Below are 15592 nucleotides of genomic sequence, written 5' to 3' on the forward strand. Positions count from 1 at the left end.
GGGCAGTGGCCCAAGGGGCCAAGCGGCCCACAGGGCTCGCCCCCGGACCTCGAAGACATTATCCGCCGCGGCCAGGACCGGCTGCGGCGCGCTCTGCCCGGCGGCGGTGGCGCCAGTCCGGCAGTGTTCGGGCTGATTGCCGCGGTGCTGGTCGTTCTGTGGGCATTCCAGGCGGTCTACACGGTGCAGCCCGACGAGGTCGCCGTCGAATTGCGTTTCGGCAAGCCGAAGCCCGAACTCTCACAACCTGGCCTGCATTTCCATTGGTGGCCGCTTGAAACCGTCGAGACGGCCAAGATTTCCGAGCAGCTCGTCGACATTGGCGGCGGCAATACCAGCGGCAACGGCCTGATGCTGTCGGGCGACCAGAACATCGTCAACGTGCAGTTTTCGGTGGCCTACCAGGTCTCCGATCCCCGGGCCTATCTGTTCGACGTCTCGGATCCGGACGGCATGCTGCGGCAGGTTGCCGAAAGCGCCATGCGCGAAGCCGTCGGCCGCCGGCCGGCACAGGATATCTTCCGCGACGACCGCCAGGGCATAGCGGCGTCGGTGCGCGAAATCATCCAGTCGACGCTGGACGGCTACAAGGCCGGTCTCAACGTCAACGCCGTATCGATCGAGGATGCAGCGCCGCCACGCGAAGTGGCCGATGCGTTCGACGAGGTGCAGCGTGCCGAGCAGGACGAGGACAAGTTCGTCGAGCAGGCCAACCAGTATTCCAACCAGAAGCTCGGCCAGGCGCGCGGCCAGGCGGCACAGATCCGCGAAGACGCGGCCGCCTACAAGAACCGTGTGGTGCAGGAAGCCGAAGGTGAGGCCCAGCGCTTCATCTCGGTCTATGACGAGTACGCCAAGGCGCCGGATGTAACCCGCAAGCGTCTCTATCTGGAAACCATGGAGAGGGTTCTGAAGGACTCGAGCAAGGTCATCGTCGAGCAAGGCAACGGACAAGGTGTCGTGCCCTATCTGCCGTTGCCGGCATTGCAGGCGAAACCGCCGGCTCCGGCCGCGCCTGCCGCGAACACGGGAGGTACACAGTGATGGCCAACCGTCTTCCCATTTTCGTCGTCATCGCGGCGGTCGTGCTTTTCCTGATCTATTCCTCGGTCTTCGTGGTCAATGCGCGCCAGCAGGCGCTGGTGTTGAGGTTCGGCGAGATCGTCGACGTCAAGACCGAGCCCGGCATCTATTTCAAGGCGCCGTTCTCGTTCTTCGACGCCGATACGGTGCAACTGATCGAGAACAGGGTGCTGCGCTTCGACCTCGACAACATCCGCGTCCAGGTGTCGGGCGGCAAGTTCTATGAGGTCGATGCCTTCATCGCCTATCGCATCTCGGATCCGCGCGTCTTCCGTGCCGCCGTGTCCGGTCAGATCGAATTGGCCGAGGCGCGGCTGAGGACGCGTCTCGACGCTGCCTTGCGCCGCGTCTACGGCCTGCGCGACTTCGAGGCGGCACTCTCGGAACAGCGTGCCGTGATGATGCGTGAGGTGCGCGATCAACTCCGGCCCGACGCCACCTCGCTCGGCCTGCAGATCGAGGATGTCCGCATCCGCCGCACCGACCTCACGGCCGAGGTTTCACAGCAGACCTACGATCGCATGAAGGCGGAACGTCTGGCCGAGGCCGCCCGGCTCAGGGCACGCGGCAACGAGGCGGCACAGCGCATTACGGCGCGGGCCGATCGTGAAGTGGTCGAGATCGTTGCCGAAGCGCAGAAGGAATCCGAGATCCTGCGCGGCGAGGGCGAAGCCCAGCGCAGCGCTACCTTCGCGGACGCCTACAAGCGCGACCCGGCCTTCTTCGACTTCTACCGGTCGATGAATGCCTACGGCACGGCGCTGGACAACACCGGGACGACCATGGTGCTGTCGCCGAGTTCGGAGTTCTTCCGCTACTTCCGCGATCCCGATAGCAAGGAAGGGCCGGCGAAACCGGCGGCACCCGCCGCCCCGGCAACGGCGCCCGCCGCGCCGACGACACAACCCAGCACCGGCCAGAAATAGCGGGTGCAGGACTTTTTCGCGGCGATAGGCCTGGTCCTCGTCATAGAGGGCCTGGTCTATGGCGGCTTTCCCGGCTTCGCGCGGAAGCTCGCCGGCGAGGTGCTGTCGATGCCGGAGAACGCATTGCGGATCGCCGGGCTGGTCGCGATCGCCATCGGTGTCGGCATCGTCTGGCTGGTGCGGGGCGGATGAGATGGCCGTTATTCGTCCGCGGCAAAACGGAGGATTAATCCTCTGCCGATAGTCGTAGCCGCAAACGTGCCGTATTTTTTGCCAACATAGCGCAACGCGGTGTTTTCGCCGTTGCGCTTTCTCTTTCAGAAAGACCGGGAGGCTTCTCGATGACATCCACACTCCTTTTGCGCGCGGCGCGGCGGACCTTCATCGCCGGCACGGCAGCGCTGCTCGTCGGCACCGTCGCCGTCCCGTCCTTCGTGGCGCCGACCTTCGCGGCCGATGGGCCTGCTTCGGTGGCTGACCTGGCGCAGGGCGTGCTCGGCGCGGTGGTCAACATCTCGACTTCGCAGACGGTGAAGGGCACGGAGGGGCCAGGCGCGGTGCCGATGCCGCAGCTTCCCGAGGGCTCGCCGTTCCAGGATTTCTTCGACGATTTCTTCAAGAACCGCGGCGGCGACAAGGACAATAGCGCGCAGAAAGTGCAGTCGCTGGGATCCGGTTTCGTCATCGACGCCGAGCAAGGCATCGTCGTCACCAACAATCACGTGATCGCCGACGCCGACGACATCGAGGTCAACTTCTCCGATGGCGTGACGCTGAAGGCGACGCTGGTCGGTACCGACACCAAGACCGACGTCGCAGTGCTGAAGGTCGATCCGAAAGGCCACAAGCTGACCGCGGTGAAGTTCGGCGATTCCACCAAGATGCGCGTCGGCGACTGGGTGATGGCGGTCGGCAATCCGTTCGGCCTCGGCGGCACGGTGACGGTCGGCATCGTGTCGGCGCGCAACCGCGACATCAATTCCGGCCCCTATGACGATTTCATCCAGACCGACGCGGCGATCAATCGCGGCAATTCGGGCGGACCGCTGTTCAACAGCGCCGGCGAAGTCATCGGCATCAACACCGCGATCATTTCGCCGTCCGGTGGCTCGATCGGCATCGGCTTCTCCATTCCCTCGCAGCTTGCCGCGGGCGTCGTCGACCAGTTGCGCCAGTTTGGCGAGACGCGGCGCGGGTGGCTCGGCGTGCGCATCCAGCCGGTGACGGACGACATCGCCGAAAGCCTCGGCATGGCGACCGCCAAGGGCGCGCTGGTCGCCGGCGTCATCAAGGGCGGCCCGGTCGACAACGGCACCATCCAGGCCGGTGACGTCATCATCAAGTTCGACGGCAAGGACATCCATGAAATGCGCGACCTGCCGCGCGTCGTCGCCGAAAGCCCCGTCGGCAAGGCCGTCGACGTGCTGATCGTGCGCAAGGGCGTCGAGCAGACGGTGAAGGTGACGCTTGGCCGGCTCGAGGATGGCGAGAAGCTTGCCAGCGGCGAGAACGGCAACACTGACCAGGACAAGGGCAACAAGGCTCCGGCCGTTTCGACCGCCTCGGTGCTCGGCATGACCGTCGGCGAACTCAATGACGAGACGCGCAAGAAGTTCAGCATCGCCGCCGATGTCTCCGGCGTCGTCATCACCGACGTGGCCAAGGATTCGGCCGCCGCCGAACGCGGCATACAGCCGGGCGAGGTGATTACCGAGATCGCGCAGGAATCGGTCGCCACGCCCAAGGACGTCATGGACCGGATCGGCGCGCTGAAGGAGCAGGGCCGCAAGAACGCGCTCCTGATGCTGGCGTCGAAGACCGGCGAGTTGCGCTTCGTGACGATCCGGATGGATTGAGATTTCAATCCGGCGATTTTCAAAAAGGCGGATAGAGCATTTCACACGGAAACGGTGAAATGCTCTATGCTTTTGTTTTGAAGCAATTCCCAAGGGAAAGCGCTATGCGCTTTTCCCGGGAAAACCGCTTCGCACTTTTCCTGGAATTGCTCTAACCGGCCGCCTTTTTTCTTGCCTGCCAGTCCTCGCGCGAAAGCCTGTAGAGCACATGCCGCTTGAGCTTTGGATGGCTGTCGGGAATGCCGGGATGGTCGAAGTCGGCCGCCGGATCGGCTGTCATGCCGAGGCGGTTCATGACGGCGGTCGAGCGGTGGTTTCCCGCGACCGCGAAGGAGACGATCTCTTCGACGGCCAATGTTTCGAAACCGTAAGCCAGCCAGGCTTGCGACGCCTCGGTGACATAGCCCTTGCCCCAGAATTCGGGCGCCAGCCGCCAGCCGATCTCGATGGTGCCGGCGGGCAGGACGTCGATATCCTCTGTTCCAGACAGGCCGACAAAACCGATGCACTCGCCCGTGGCGGCAATCTCGGCCGCGGCGAAGCCATAGCCGTCCTCATCGATCCATGCGCGGACCTCGTCCATCTTGGCGTCCGCGGCGGCACGGTCACGACGGAACGGGAAGAATTCCATGACGCGCTCGTCGGAATTGATGCGATGGAAGAGCTCGCGGTCACGCTCTTCCCAATTGCGCAGGATGAGGCGTTCGGTGCGCATGGGTTTCATTGGACGAACTCTTCCTGGCGATAGCCCTGCAGATAGAGCAATGCGGTGAGGTCGCCATGGTCGATGCGAACCTTGGCCTGCGCCGCCACGGTCGGCTTGGCATGCAGCGCGACGCCGGTGCCGGCGAGGCGGATCATGTCGAGGTCGTTGGCGCCATCGCCGACGGCGATGGCGTCGGCCGGCGTCAGGCCAAGGCGTGCGGATATTTCGAGCAGCGCGTCGGCCTTGGCAGCGCGGCCGAGGATCGGCTCGCCGACCAGGCCAGTAAAGCGCCCATCCTGTTCGAGCAGGCGGTTGGCGCGGTTCTCCTGAAAGCCGAGCATGGCCGCGATGCGGGTCGTGAACACTTCGAAGCCGCCCGAGACGAGCGCCGCCCAGGCGCCATTAGCAAGCATGGTCTGCACCAGCGCGCGGCCGCCCGAGGCCAATGTCAGCCGATTGGCGACGATGCGGTCGACGATGGCGGCTTCGAGCCCCTTCAACAGCGCGACGCGTTCGCGCAGGGCCGGCTCGAAGGCGATCTCGCCGTTCATCGATCGCGCGGTGATCGCCGCGACGTGCTCCTTGAGGCCGATCTCGTCGGCCAACTCGTCGATGCACTCCTGGTCGATCATGGTCGAATCCATGTCGGCGATGAGGATTTTCTTGCGGCGCGTTTCGGCCTGTTGGACAATCACGTCGACCGGTTCCGCGGCCAATGCGGCACGCAGGGCAGCCGTGGTATTGGCGGTGTCGGCCGCTTGCGGCAGGGCTAGATCGCAGGCAATGCCTTCGGCCAGCCAGACGACAGTGCTTGCGCCCACCGACCGCGAGGCCATATTCGCAAGCGACGGCGATACTGCGCGGTCAGCGGGACGGGAAACAAGCGTGGCAATGAGCGGCATAGAGGATTCCGGCACGGATGCGGGCGAAGGTCGCGTGAAGAACGTGATCCTGATAGCCGGGCCGACCGCCAGCGGCAAGTCGGCATTGGCGCTCGACCTGGCCGAACGCGCAGGCGGCGTCATCGTCAACACCGATTCCATGCAAGGCTATTCGGTGCTCGACGTGCTGACCGCCCGCCCGGAGCCGGGCGACCTCGCGCGCGTGCCGCATTTTCTCTACGGCCACGTCCATCCCGCGACCGCCTATTCGACGGGCGCGTGGCTGCGCGACGTGATGAAACTCATCGACGATGGCGAACTGTCGCGGCGGCCGGTCTTCGTCGGCGGCACCGGCCTCTATTTTCGCGCGCTGGCCGAGGGTATTTCGGAAATGCCTGACATTCCGCCGCGCATCCGCGACCGCTGGCGCTACGAGTTGAAGGAACAAGGCGCGGTCAAGCTGCACGGCCTGCTGCTGCGCGAGGATTCGAGAGCCGCCATGCAGCTCAAGCCAACCGACAGCCAGCGCATCGTGCGGGCGCTCGAAGTGCTCGACGCCTCCGGCCGATCGATCCTGGAATGGCAGGCCGAGCGCGGCCGGCCGCTCATCGACAGGCAGACGGCGCGTTTCCTGGTCATCGAGCCGGATCGGGCCGCGCTGGTCGATCGCATCGAGAGGCGCTTCGACCAGATGCTAGACAAGGGCGCGCTGGAGGAAGTCAGGCAGCTTGCGGCCCTTCGCCTTGATCCGGATCTGCCGGCAATGAAGGCGATCGGCGTTCGCGACCTGCAGGCGGCGATGGCTGGAGAGTTGAGCTTTGCCGAAGCAATCGAGCGCGCCAAGATTGCAACCCGGCAATACGCCAAGCGGCAGGCGACCTGGTTTCGCCACCAGCTGGGGCCCGAATGGCAGAGATTGCACCCCGGTGACAATCTCGAAACCACGATCCAAACACTTGTTGCTAATGCAACCTAAAAAGTCGACCATGACGGAAGGGTTCGCGCCGAAGTTGCCGGGATTAACGCTCCGTAAGGCGGTCCGTGCCATAAGGTCGATGGGCACTTTTCCATTGGGGAGCAGATGCGTTTCCATAAGGCGGAATCCGCTTTTTTCGTCTTTATTTTCGTGATCCTGGCCGCTGGCCTGGTGACGCTGCACGCCTATGGGCTCTTGCAATCCTTCGCCACGGAACTCCATGCGCAGTCGGGCCAGGACAAGGTCATCTACCTCAACAAGCTGTTGTTCGCGACCGGCGTGCTGCTTGCGACCGCGCTGTTTTTCGGCATCTTCTTCATCTATCCGCTGATCCGCAAACAGGCGACGGAAGAAGGCAAGCTGCGCGCCATGACGGTTTCGCTCAGCGCTCGCTCCGAAACGCTCGAGCACGCCGCGCTGACGGACAGCCTGACCGGCATGCAGAACCGACGCTATTTCGACGATGCGCTTAAGGAATATCTCGAGGAGTTCCGCCGCATCGAAAAGCCGGTCGGGCTGATGATCCTCGATCTCGACCATTTCAAGCAGGTCAACGACACGCACGGCCACGATGTCGGCGACGAGGTCCTCAGGGCCGTCGCCAGTTGCCTCAAGGACATGACACGTTTCCACGACGTGGTGGCACGGCTGGGCGGCGAGGAGTTTGCCGTGGTCACGCCCAACATGGAGGCGGAGTTGCTGGCCAAGTTCGCCGAGCGCATCCGCAAGGCGGTAGCCAACATGTCGATCCTTTCGGGCAACGTCCGGCTCAAGATCACCACCAGCGTCGGCCTTGCCGTCTGGGACCGCAAGGAAACGGCCGAGGAGTTCTACCGCCGCGCCGACCGCCAGCTCTATGAGGCGAAGAGGCAGGGCCGCAACCGCGTCTGCGCCTAAAAACCCGAAGAAGAATTCATGAGGCCGGTTGCCTGACGCGGCTTTCTCGACTTCCGGTGCTCACGGACTGAGTGTCCGCTCCGCTCCGGCTTCTCGAAAACCGCGCCATTCAATCCGGCCTGATGAATTCCCTTTCGGGATTTACCCAAGCTGGTTCGACGTCGAGCCTTTCGAAGCTGGTGCCGCTCTTCGTCAGAAAGTTGCAGGCTCAGTCGTTCTGGGGGCGCAGGCCGAAGGTGGCGGGCTTCAGGCCGTAGCGCATGTCGAAATCGTCGTCCGCTTGCGCGCGGCCGGTTGCCGGCTTGCGGTAATCGGGATCGCCGGCCTGGCGGCCGGAATCGACCACTTCGGCGAAGGCCATCGCCTGCGGCGTCGGTTTCGGCACGTTGCGCAGCCGCTCGACGATCGCCACCAGGTCGACATCATCGCCGGCCTTTGGCGACTCGATCTGTTCGCGCTTGGCCGCGCCGGGAAGCAGGTGGCTGGGCAGTCTTTCGAATTTCAGCCGCATGGTCGTCGCCACGCCTTCGCCGAAGGCGATGGCCTCGCGCTGTCCCATGGACGACAGGAAGGCAAGCGTGGAGGCGGAGGAGTCGGCGATGGCCGAGCGGATGATCGCCTGGTCCTGCTCGTTGGCGAGCCGCATGGCGAAGAAGGTCGAACATTGCGACAGGATGGTCGGGTCAAGCTCGCCGGGGCGCTGGGTGACGACGCCGAGATAGCAGCCATATTTGCGGCCTTCCTTGGCGATGCGCGACAGCGCGTGCCTGGTCGGCGCGAAGCCGAGACGCGGATCGGCCGGCATATAGCGATGCGCTTCCTCGCACAGCAATAGCAGCTGCAGCTTGCCCTCGCTCCACAGAGCGAGGTCGAAGGCCAGGCGCGCCAGCACCGAACAGACGGAGTTGACCACTTCGGAAGGCATGCCGGCCATCTCGAAGCAGGTCACCGGCCGGCCGTGATGCGGCACGCGGAAGATGTTGCCGATCGTCTCGTGGATGGTGTCCTCGATCAGGCGCGAACTGAACATGAAGCGATAGCGCGGATCGGCGGACGCCGATTCGATGCGCGTCTTCAGCGATTTGAGCGTCGGGCGCTCGTTCTTGCTTTCGAGCATGCCCATGCGCTCGTCGATCTGCTTGAGCAGATCGGCGATGCGGTAAGGCACCGGCGTATCGGCGGTCAGGGCATCGTTGCCGCGCCTGATATAGGCGCCTGAATTCGGGTTGCGGTAGAGGCCCTTGGCCAGCGGAATGAGGTCGCGCAGCGCGTCGATCTCTTCCGGCACCGTTTCACGGCCGCGAAACAACACCTCGGCGAATTCCTCGAGCCTGAACATCCAGAACGGCAGGTCGAGCGTCTTGGAATCGACCTTGACGCAATATTCCGGCAGCGACGCCGCGAATTCATTGTGCGGGTCGAGGATCAGGATGCGCAGATCAGGCCGCGCTGCGATCGATTTGCGCAGCAGCAGCGAGACGGCGGTGGACTTGCCGACGCCGGTGGTGCCGACAATGGCGAAATGGCGCGCCAGCGTGTCGTCGATGGCGATGTTGGCGGCGATCGCCTCGTCCTGCGACAGCGAACCGATGGTGATGGAATGGCGGCCGGCGAGATCGTAGACGGCCTGCAGGTCGCGGCTGCGGATGCGGTGCGCGATCGCGCCGATATGCGGATAGGCGGTGATGCCGCGGTCGAAGACCGGCTTGGCGCCGGGCTCGGCACCATCGCGCACTTCGCCGATCAGCTCGATGCTGACCTCGATGGCGTTCTGGCCTTCATTGCTCCAGGCGCGGTCCGACTTGCCGATGCCATAGACCAGGCCAACGGTTCGCGTCGTGCCCAAATTGATGGAGATCATCTTGCCGACCGTCCAAAGGCCGGTCACCGCGCCGTCGACGTCATCGGCATAGGCGGCGATCGTGGCGCGCGCGCCGTCGCATTGCACGACATTGCCCAGAATGCGCCGGTCGTTCTGCTCTGCGTTGCGGCGCTCCTGCGATGTCGGTTCTCCGACGGAAGCTTCGCGTTCGACATACATGGACAGGCCAATCCCCATTTCCCTTGACATCAGACCCTACCGGAATGGGGTTAAGGCCGGATGAGGTCGGATGGTGTAGAGAGGATTAAGCGCCTGGCGAAAATTGTCGCGAAACGGCTCTTCACCAATCCTTGTCTTTCGCTATGATGGACGAATGGATGATATAGCGAACGATATTTCTTCGACCATCGGCAGGCGGATCCATGCCGAGAGGGTCATGCGGGACTGGTCGCTGGCCGAGCTTGCCGAGCGGTCCGGTGTTTCCAAGGCGATGCTGAGCACGATCGAGCGCGGCATGACCAGCCCGACGGCGGCCCTTCTGGTGCGCATCGCGGCGGCTTTCGGCATGACGCTGTCGACCCTCATCGCGCGCGCGGAATTGCAAGGCGGCGGGTTGCTGCGCGAGGCCGATCAGCCGGTGTGGCGCGATCCCGATACAGGCTATGTCAGGCGGCATCTGTCACCGGCCGGCGACATGCCGCTCGAACTGATCAAGGTGCATCTGCCGCCTGGCGCCAGGGTCAGTCTGCCGGCGGCTTCCTACGCCTTCATCAAGCAGCAGATCTGGCTGATTTCCGGACGGCTCGAATTCACCGAGGGCGATGTGGTGCACAAGCTCGAACCCGGCGACTGCCTGGCGCTCGGCGCGCCGTCGGACTGCACCTTTCATGCCCTGGAGGCGGGCGCCGACTATCTCGTCGCGCTGGTCAGGGGCTGAGATCATGGCGAGACGGCCAAAGCGCTCCCACAACGGGGGGCCGCCTCTTGATGAGTATAAGGGGCCGCCCTGGGGCAAGGGCGATCCCTACATTTTCCTGGCCTGGCAGGCCGCGCACGCCAAGGCATGGAAGGCGCCGAGCCGTGAAGTCATGCTGATGCGCATGGACAAGGCCGAGCGGCTGGGCCTGACCTATGAGGAATACACGCTCGAGATCCTCGAGCGTGGACGGCATCTCCGGGAAGAAGACACCGAGCGCATCAGCGCCATCAAGGCCGCGCGCAAGCGGCGCCGCGTGCGCCGTCTCGATTGACGCCGGCATGGCGGGTTGGCCGGCACGCTGATTTGCTGGAAGCGTGTCGGCGCCACATCGCGCCAGACAGTGCCGGTCACGCCGGGGCCTTTCTGGACCGGTGCCCCAGCAGCCACTGGCGGAATTCCTGTTCGGCACTGGTCAGGCGCGCGGTCGATGCGCTGGTCAGAAAATGACCTGAGCTGCTGGAGAGCTCGAAATCGGAAAGCGGCACCAGGCTCCTGTTCCTGAGCGCTGCGTCGACAAGCGGCCGCGACCCCAGCAGCACGCCGGCGCCGGCGCTCGCCGCTTCCATCGCCGCGACGAAACTGTCGAAGCGATGCGATCGCTGGGGGTGGCCGGCCAGTCCAGCAGCCGTGAACCATTCCGCCCACATTTCGCGCGCGCCAGCGACCAGAAGCAGCGGCAGAGCTGTCCAGTCGGCGCCACCTGCGAGGGTCGGACTTGCCACCGGCACAAGCCGCTCGGCAGTCAGCCTGTCGGCCTCGCGTCCGGGAAAGGAGCCGTTGCCGAAACGGATGTCGAGCGCGGAGCCCGGCAAATCATAGTCGGTTGGCCGATGGATCGTCACCAGATCCAGCTGGATGCGCGGCAGCGCCTGGGCGAGATCGGGCAGCGCCGGGACCAGTATCAGCAAGGCGAAGGAGATCGGCACCCTGATCGAGACGGTCTGGACAGCGCGCGGCTCGAACAGTTCCGTCGTGCTGCTGGAGATGGTGGCGAAGGCCGACTGGATGTGCGGCAGATAGGCGGCGCCCTCCGGCGATAGCGCGACGCCGCGCGCCAGCCGCGAGAACAGGCGCGCCTTCAACCGCTCCTCGAGAAGGCGGATATGTTGGCTGACGGCCGCCTGGGTCAGGCCGAGTTCGGCCGCGGCCGCCGTGAAGTTCGACAGCCGCGCCGCGGCCTCGAAACTGCGCAGCCAGTCGAGGGGAGGGAGAGGGGGAATGGGTTTCCGAGGCATTATAAATTTGTGGCCTTTGACCGAAAAATGATAATTTGAGTTATGCCTTTCTTATGGCCAACATGCAATCGAAACCCTGCGGACCGGGCCGCGGGGCGTAGAGGACAGGAACGGATCCATGCTCACCCACGCGCTGATTGGCGACGAAGGCAGAACGATCGAACTTGGCTGGCAGGGTGGGAGGCGCACCCGCTTTCACGCCATGTGGCTGCGCGACAATGCGCTCGACGACAAGACGCGCAGCGCCGGCAATGGCCAGCGGCTGATCACCATCCTCGACATTCCAGCCGAGACGAGGATTGGGGCTGCCGCGATCAAGGGCGGCGCGCTGGAAATCAGCTTCGTGCCGGAAGGAAAAACGGTCAGCTTTCCCGCTCAATGGTTGAGCGCCAACGCCTATGATCGCGACGAGCTTCGCGAACCCGGCTGGACGGGCGATATCATCCAGCGCTGGACCAAGGCGACGATGCAGAATTCGGTGCCGCGCGCCAGCTACAAGGCGGCCTTTCACGGCCGCAGCATCCTGCGCGAATGGCTTTCGGCGGTGAGGACCTACGGCTTTGCGGTGATGGACGGACTGCCGGCGGAGTCCGGGGCGCTGTGCAAGGTCTCCGACCTGTTCGGCTATATCAGGGAGACCAATTACGGCCGCTGGTTCGAAGTGCGCGCCGAGGTCAATCCGAACAATCTCGCCTACACCAATCTCGGTCTCCAGGCGCACACCGACAATCCCTATCGAGATCCGGTTCCGACGCTGCAGATCCTGGCCTGTGTCGAGAATACGGTGGAGGGTGGTGAGTCCAGCGTCGTAGACGGCTTTGCCGTTGCGGCCGCGCTGCAGGCGGAAAACCCTGAGGGCTTCCGGCTGCTGAGTTCCTGTCCGGCGCGCTTCGAATATGCCGGCTCGTCCGGCGTGCGGCTGCAGGCGAAGCGGCCGATGATCGAACTCGGACCGGATGGCGAGCTGATCTGCATCCGCTTCAACAACCGTTCGCTGGCGCCTGTGGTCGACGTGCCGTTCGCCGATATGGACGCCTACTATGCCGCCTATCGCCGGTTCGCGGAGCTGATCGAGGATCCCGCCTTCGAAGTGACGTTCAAGCTTCAGCCTGGCCAAGCCTTCATCGTCGACAACACGCGCGTCATGCATGCCCGCAAGGCGTTTTCGGGCACCGGCAAGCGCTGGCTGCAGGGCTGCTACGCCGACAAGGACGGCCTGTTGTCGACGCTTGCGGCGATCGAGCACAGCTTCAAGGAGGCCGCCGAATGAGCGGCCAGGATTTGAACGCGGACAATATCGTCGAGTTTATTGCCGACATTTTCGAGCGCCGGGGCGCGGAATCCTATCTCGGCGAGCCCGTCACCATGTCCGAGCACATGCTGCAGGGGGCCTGGCTGGCGGAGCAGGATGGTGCGCCCGAAGTGCTGGTGGCGGCGGCGCTGCTGCACGACATCGGCCACTACACCAGCGAGTTCGGCACTTATTCGCCCGACGATGTCGAGGACAAGCATCATGACGAGGCCGGCGGGGAGGTGCTGGCGCCGTTCTTTCCGCCGATCATCGTCGAATGCGTGAGGCTGCATGTCGCGGCCAAGCGCTATCTCTGCGCCACCGACCCGGCCTATTTCTCCAGGCTGTCGCCGGCTTCGGTCCATACGCTGTCGCTGCAGGGCGGACCGATGAGCGCCGACGAGGTGGCCGAGTTCCGCAAGAACCCGTTCCACGAGGAAGCGGTGCGGGTCCGTATCTGGGACGAGGGCGGCAAGGTCGCCAACATGAAGACGCGGGCGCTTCGCGACTACGTGCCGCTGCTGCAGCGTGTCGTGCACGAATTCAGCAACCGCGCCTGACGGCGGATCATCACCGGAGGGGACAGCCATGTTACTGCTTCGACGGGCAAGGGGCGGTGACGCCACATAGGCCTGAAAATTGCCGGGAGCGCTGGCGTGTTGAAGGCGTCCCCCGGTGCAGCTCAGTGCCGCTGTTGGCAAGCTTGGTCTTCTCGATCCGGCGAGCCGGTCCGAAACGCTCGGCGTCACAGACATTCCGCGCGCATAGCGATGCATTCTGGAGGCGCGGCATTTGCCGCACCTCCCTGCGGCCCGGCTACAGCTGGCCACCCGGCCTTCTATCCCTTGTGGTGCACCGTCTGCAGCCCATAGACCGGCGTCGGCAGGCCGGCATGCCGGGCCTTCAATTGCAACGACAGGAACTGCGAATAATGGCGCGACTGGTGCAGATTGCCGCCGTGGAACCATAGCGCTTCCTGCTGCGTCGGCTTCCACATGTTGCGCAATTCGCCTTCCCAGGGGCCTGGATCCTTGGTGGTGTTGGAGCCGAGGCCCCAGCATTTGCCGACCTTGTCGGCGGTTTCGCGCGAGATCAGATCGGCGGCCCAGCCGTTCATCGAGCCGTAGCCGGTGGCGTAGACGATGAGGTCCGCAGGCAGTTCCGATCCGTCACTCAGCACAACCGAATGTGGCCTGATCTCTTCGACGTCGACGCCGCTCCTCAGCTTGATCGAACCATCGATGATCAACTGGGAGGCGCCGACGTCGATGTAATAGCCGGAGCCGCGCCTGAGGTACTTCATGAACAGGCCGGATTCGTCGTCGCCCCAGTCGAGCATGAAACCGGCCTTCTCCAGCCCTTTGTAGAACGCCGCGTCGCGTTTCTTCATCTCGGCATAGGCCGGGATCTGGAACTCGTGCAGGATCTTGTAGGGCAGCGAAGCAAAGATAAGATCGGCCTTGGCCGTGGTGATGCCATTCTGCAGCGCCTGCTCCGAATAGAGCGAACCCAGTCCGATCTCCATCAGCGTGTCGGATCTGCAGATATGGGTGCTCGAGCGTTGCACCATGGTGACGTCGGCGCCGGCTTCCCAAAGGGCCGCCGCGATGTCATGAGCGGAATTGTTGGAGCCGATGACAACGGCTCTTTTCCCGGCATAGCCATCGGGGCCAGGGTGCTTCGAGGAGTGATGCTGATCGCCCTTGAAACTCTCCATGCCCTTGAATTTTGGCAGATTGGCCTTGCCTGACTGTCCGGTGGCCAGAACCAATTGCTTGGGCTTCAAGGTGATGTCCTTGCCGTCGCGGCGGACGACGACGGTCCACTCCTTCTTCTCGTCGTCATAGGAGGCGCTCCTGGCCTCGGTCGACGACCAGTAGTTCAGCTCCATCACCTTGGTGTACATTTCCAGCCAGTCGCCGATCTTGTCCTTCGGCGAGAAGACCGGCCAGTTCTTCGGGAAATCGATATAGGGCAGATGGTCGTACCAGACCGGATCGTGCAGGCAGAGCGACTTGTAGCGCTTGCGCCAGCTGTCTCCGGCCCGTTCGTTCTTCTCGACGATGATGGTCGGCACGCCGAGTTGGCGCAGCCTTGCGCCGAGCGCAATCCCGCCCTGGCCGCCGCCTATGATGAGCGTATAGGGCTGCGTCTTGAAGCCGAGCTCGGCGGCTTCCTTCTCACGTTCTTCCTTCCATGTCGGACGGTTCTTGCCCGAGCCATGCTTGGCGCCCATCGGCCGCGCGAAGCCGGCCGGTTCCTCGTGGCCTTTCAATTCGACCATGGTGGTCAGCAGCGTCCAGATCTTGCCGTCCTTCAGCCTGATGTGGCCAAAGCCGCGCGCCACTTCGGTCTCGAAACTGATCCAGCCCTCGATCAGCCCGCCGCTCTCGGTCGCGTCCTCGCCCTTGGCGAGTGCCCAATGCGACGGCTTTGTCTTCGACAGCTGGCTCTTCAGCATGTCGCGGATCTGGTCCTTGCCCTCCATGGTCTTGATGTTCCAAGTGAAGGTGACGAGGTCGCGCCAGTAGCAATCCTCCTGGAAGCAACCGACAGCCCTGTCGATGTCATTGGCGGCGAGGGCTCCGCCGAATTGGTCGAGCAGGTCGGACAGTTTCTTGCTTGGGGCCTTGTCGAGCATAAGTTTTCCTCCGTGAAATCCAGGCCGTCATGGTGGCTCCTCCCGACTTGCAAGCCGGACGATGAAGTATCGGCAGAGAGGACGGCCTTCGTCACGCCCCACCATAGTTTCGCGTGGCTTCAAGGACTTATCTGGAGAGAGCGGTTTCCGAGCCGGATTGGAGCGCTCTTGCGAAGGGCGATGGTGGCGGTGTCGGCACGATGCGGCGCCCATCGCGAAATCGTGACGGGCCATTTGTCGAATTGGAAAGCGCCTTGATCGCCGGCGCGATTTTTGCCGTTGAGATTTTTGCCGTTGAC

At 63.8% G+C, this 15592-nt stretch carries 15 protein-coding genes; 10 read left to right on the forward strand and 5 right to left on the reverse strand.

The annotated features are described in order from the left end of the window. The 4 genes from hflK to CK227_RS20565 all read left to right on the forward strand — a co-directional run. Positions 1-1044 (forward strand): FtsH protease activity modulator HflK (hflK, locus tag CK227_RS20550; protein ID WP_095804204.1); only part of this gene is annotated, 1044 nt, incomplete at its 5' end. After that, complete coding sequence (locus CK227_RS20555; RefSeq protein ID WP_095773077.1) at positions 1044-2009, forward strand: protease modulator HflC; 966 nt, start codon at positions 1044-1046, stop codon at positions 2007-2009. The genes hflK and CK227_RS20555, both read left to right, overlap by 1 nt. A gap of 3 nt (positions 2010-2012) precedes the next feature. Beyond that, entirely contained in the window at positions 2013-2201 is a 189-nt protein-coding gene (locus tag CK227_RS20560; protein WP_056573074.1) for a DUF2065 domain-containing protein, read from the forward strand. A 149-nt stretch (positions 2202-2350) separates the two neighbouring features. Next, complete coding sequence (locus CK227_RS20565) at positions 2351-3865, forward strand: DegQ family serine endoprotease (RefSeq protein WP_095773076.1); 1515 nt, start codon at positions 2351-2353, stop codon at positions 3863-3865. 151 nt (positions 3866-4016) lie between these two features. Here CK227_RS20565 and CK227_RS20570 read toward each other — a convergent pair whose 3' ends face one another. Continuing rightward, positions 4017-4589 (reverse strand): GNAT family N-acetyltransferase, encoded by a 573-nt coding sequence (locus CK227_RS20570; protein ID WP_095773075.1) that lies wholly within the window; start codon positions 4587-4589, stop codon positions 4017-4019. Beyond that, positions 4586-5473, reverse strand: a complete 888-nt coding sequence (serB, locus tag CK227_RS20575; RefSeq protein ID WP_095773074.1) for a phosphoserine phosphatase SerB — start codon at positions 5471-5473, stop codon at positions 4586-4588. The genes CK227_RS20570 and serB overlap by 4 nt, the downstream gene beginning before the upstream one ends. On the opposite strand from serB, the gene miaA reads away from it, so the two are divergent. Both miaA and CK227_RS20585 read left to right on the forward strand, forming a co-directional pair. Beyond that, positions 5463-6428, forward strand: coding sequence for a tRNA (adenosine(37)-N6)-dimethylallyltransferase MiaA (gene miaA, locus CK227_RS20580; protein ID WP_095773073.1), 966 nt, complete (start codon positions 5463-5465; stop codon positions 6426-6428). The two genes, serB and miaA, sit on opposite strands and share 11 nt — an antisense overlap. 105 nt (positions 6429-6533) lie before the next feature. Continuing rightward, positions 6534-7325 (forward strand): GGDEF domain-containing protein, encoded by a 792-nt coding sequence (locus CK227_RS20585; RefSeq protein ID WP_095773072.1) that lies wholly within the window; start codon positions 6534-6536, stop codon positions 7323-7325. A gap of 208 nt (positions 7326-7533) precedes the next feature. Here the strand turns inward: CK227_RS20585 and CK227_RS20590 are convergent, their stop codons facing one another. Then, positions 7534-9366, reverse strand: coding sequence for an ATP-binding protein (locus CK227_RS20590; protein WP_095773071.1), 1833 nt, complete (start codon positions 9364-9366; stop codon positions 7534-7536). 154 nt (positions 9367-9520) lie between these two features. On the opposite strand from CK227_RS20590, the gene CK227_RS20595 reads away from it, so the two are divergent. Continuing rightward, positions 9521-10084 (forward strand): XRE family transcriptional regulator, encoded by a 564-nt coding sequence (locus tag CK227_RS20595; RefSeq protein WP_095773070.1) that lies wholly within the window; start codon positions 9521-9523, stop codon positions 10082-10084. 4 nt (positions 10085-10088) lie between these two features. Beyond that, the gene (locus CK227_RS20600; RefSeq protein ID WP_095773069.1) at positions 10089-10397 is read left to right on the forward strand and encodes a hypothetical protein; all 309 of its coding nucleotides are present in this window, start codon (positions 10089-10091) and stop codon (positions 10395-10397) included. 76 nt (positions 10398-10473) lie between these two features. On the opposite strand, the gene CK227_RS20605 is transcribed toward CK227_RS20600, so the two are convergent. Beyond that, positions 10474-11361 (reverse strand): LysR substrate-binding domain-containing protein, encoded by an 888-nt coding sequence (locus tag CK227_RS20605; protein ID WP_095773068.1) that lies wholly within the window; start codon positions 11359-11361, stop codon positions 10474-10476. 118 nt (positions 11362-11479) lie between these two features. Here CK227_RS20605 and CK227_RS20610 point away from each other — a divergent pair, with 118 nt between their 5' ends. Beyond that, positions 11480-12631: a gamma-butyrobetaine dioxygenase gene (locus CK227_RS20610; RefSeq protein WP_095773067.1), complete on the forward strand. Its 1152-nt coding sequence runs from the start codon at positions 11480-11482 to the stop codon at positions 12629-12631. Further along, positions 12628-13212, forward strand: coding sequence for an HD domain-containing protein (locus CK227_RS20615; RefSeq protein WP_095773066.1), 585 nt, complete (start codon positions 12628-12630; stop codon positions 13210-13212). Before CK227_RS20610 ends, CK227_RS20615 begins: the two co-directional genes overlap by 4 nt. A gap of 278 nt (positions 13213-13490) precedes the next feature. Here the strand turns inward: CK227_RS20615 and CK227_RS20620 are convergent, their stop codons facing one another. Then, on the reverse strand, positions 13491-15293 hold the full coding sequence (locus CK227_RS20620) for an NAD(P)/FAD-dependent oxidoreductase (protein ID WP_095773065.1): 1803 nt from the start codon (positions 15291-15293) through the stop codon (positions 13491-13493). Between the last annotated feature and the right edge of the window lie 299 nt (positions 15294-15592).

The sequence above is a fragment of the Mesorhizobium sp. WSM4308 genome (genome assembly GCF_002294905.1).
Lineage (GTDB): Bacteria > Pseudomonadota > Alphaproteobacteria > Rhizobiales > Rhizobiaceae > Mesorhizobium.

Coding starts and splice junctions, on each gene's coding strand:
- CK227_RS20555 (WP_095773077.1), top strand. CDS start 1,044: ATGGCCAACCGTCTTCCCATTTTCGTCGTCATCGCGGCGGTCGTGCTT.
- CK227_RS20565 (WP_095773076.1), top strand. CDS start 2,351: ATGACATCCACACTCCTTTTGCGCGCGGCGCGGCGGACCTTCATCGCC.
- CK227_RS20570 (WP_095773075.1), bottom strand. CDS start 4,589: ATGAAACCCATGCGCACCGAACGCCTCATCCTGCGCAATTGGGAAGAG.
- miaA (WP_095773073.1), top strand. CDS start 5,463: ATGAGCGGCATAGAGGATTCCGGCACGGATGCGGGCGAAGGTCGCGTG.
- serB (WP_095773074.1), bottom strand. CDS start 5,473: ATGCCGCTCATTGCCACGCTTGTTTCCCGTCCCGCTGACCGCGCAGTA.
- CK227_RS20585 (WP_095773072.1), top strand. CDS start 6,534: ATGCGTTTCCATAAGGCGGAATCCGCTTTTTTCGTCTTTATTTTCGTG.
- CK227_RS20590 (WP_095773071.1), bottom strand. CDS start 9,366: ATGTATGTCGAACGCGAAGCTTCCGTCGGAGAACCGACATCGCAGGAG.
- CK227_RS20595 (WP_095773070.1), top strand. CDS start 9,521: ATGGATGATATAGCGAACGATATTTCTTCGACCATCGGCAGGCGGATC.
- CK227_RS20600 (WP_095773069.1), top strand. CDS start 10,089: ATGGCGAGACGGCCAAAGCGCTCCCACAACGGGGGGCCGCCTCTTGAT.
- CK227_RS20605 (WP_095773068.1), bottom strand. CDS start 11,361: ATGCCTCGGAAACCCATTCCCCCTCTCCCTCCCCTCGACTGGCTGCGC.
- CK227_RS20610 (WP_095773067.1), top strand. CDS start 11,480: ATGCTCACCCACGCGCTGATTGGCGACGAAGGCAGAACGATCGAACTT.
- CK227_RS20615 (WP_095773066.1), top strand. CDS start 12,628: ATGAGCGGCCAGGATTTGAACGCGGACAATATCGTCGAGTTTATTGCC.
- CK227_RS20620 (WP_095773065.1), bottom strand. CDS start 15,293: ATGCTCGACAAGGCCCCAAGCAAGAAACTGTCCGACCTGCTCGACCAA.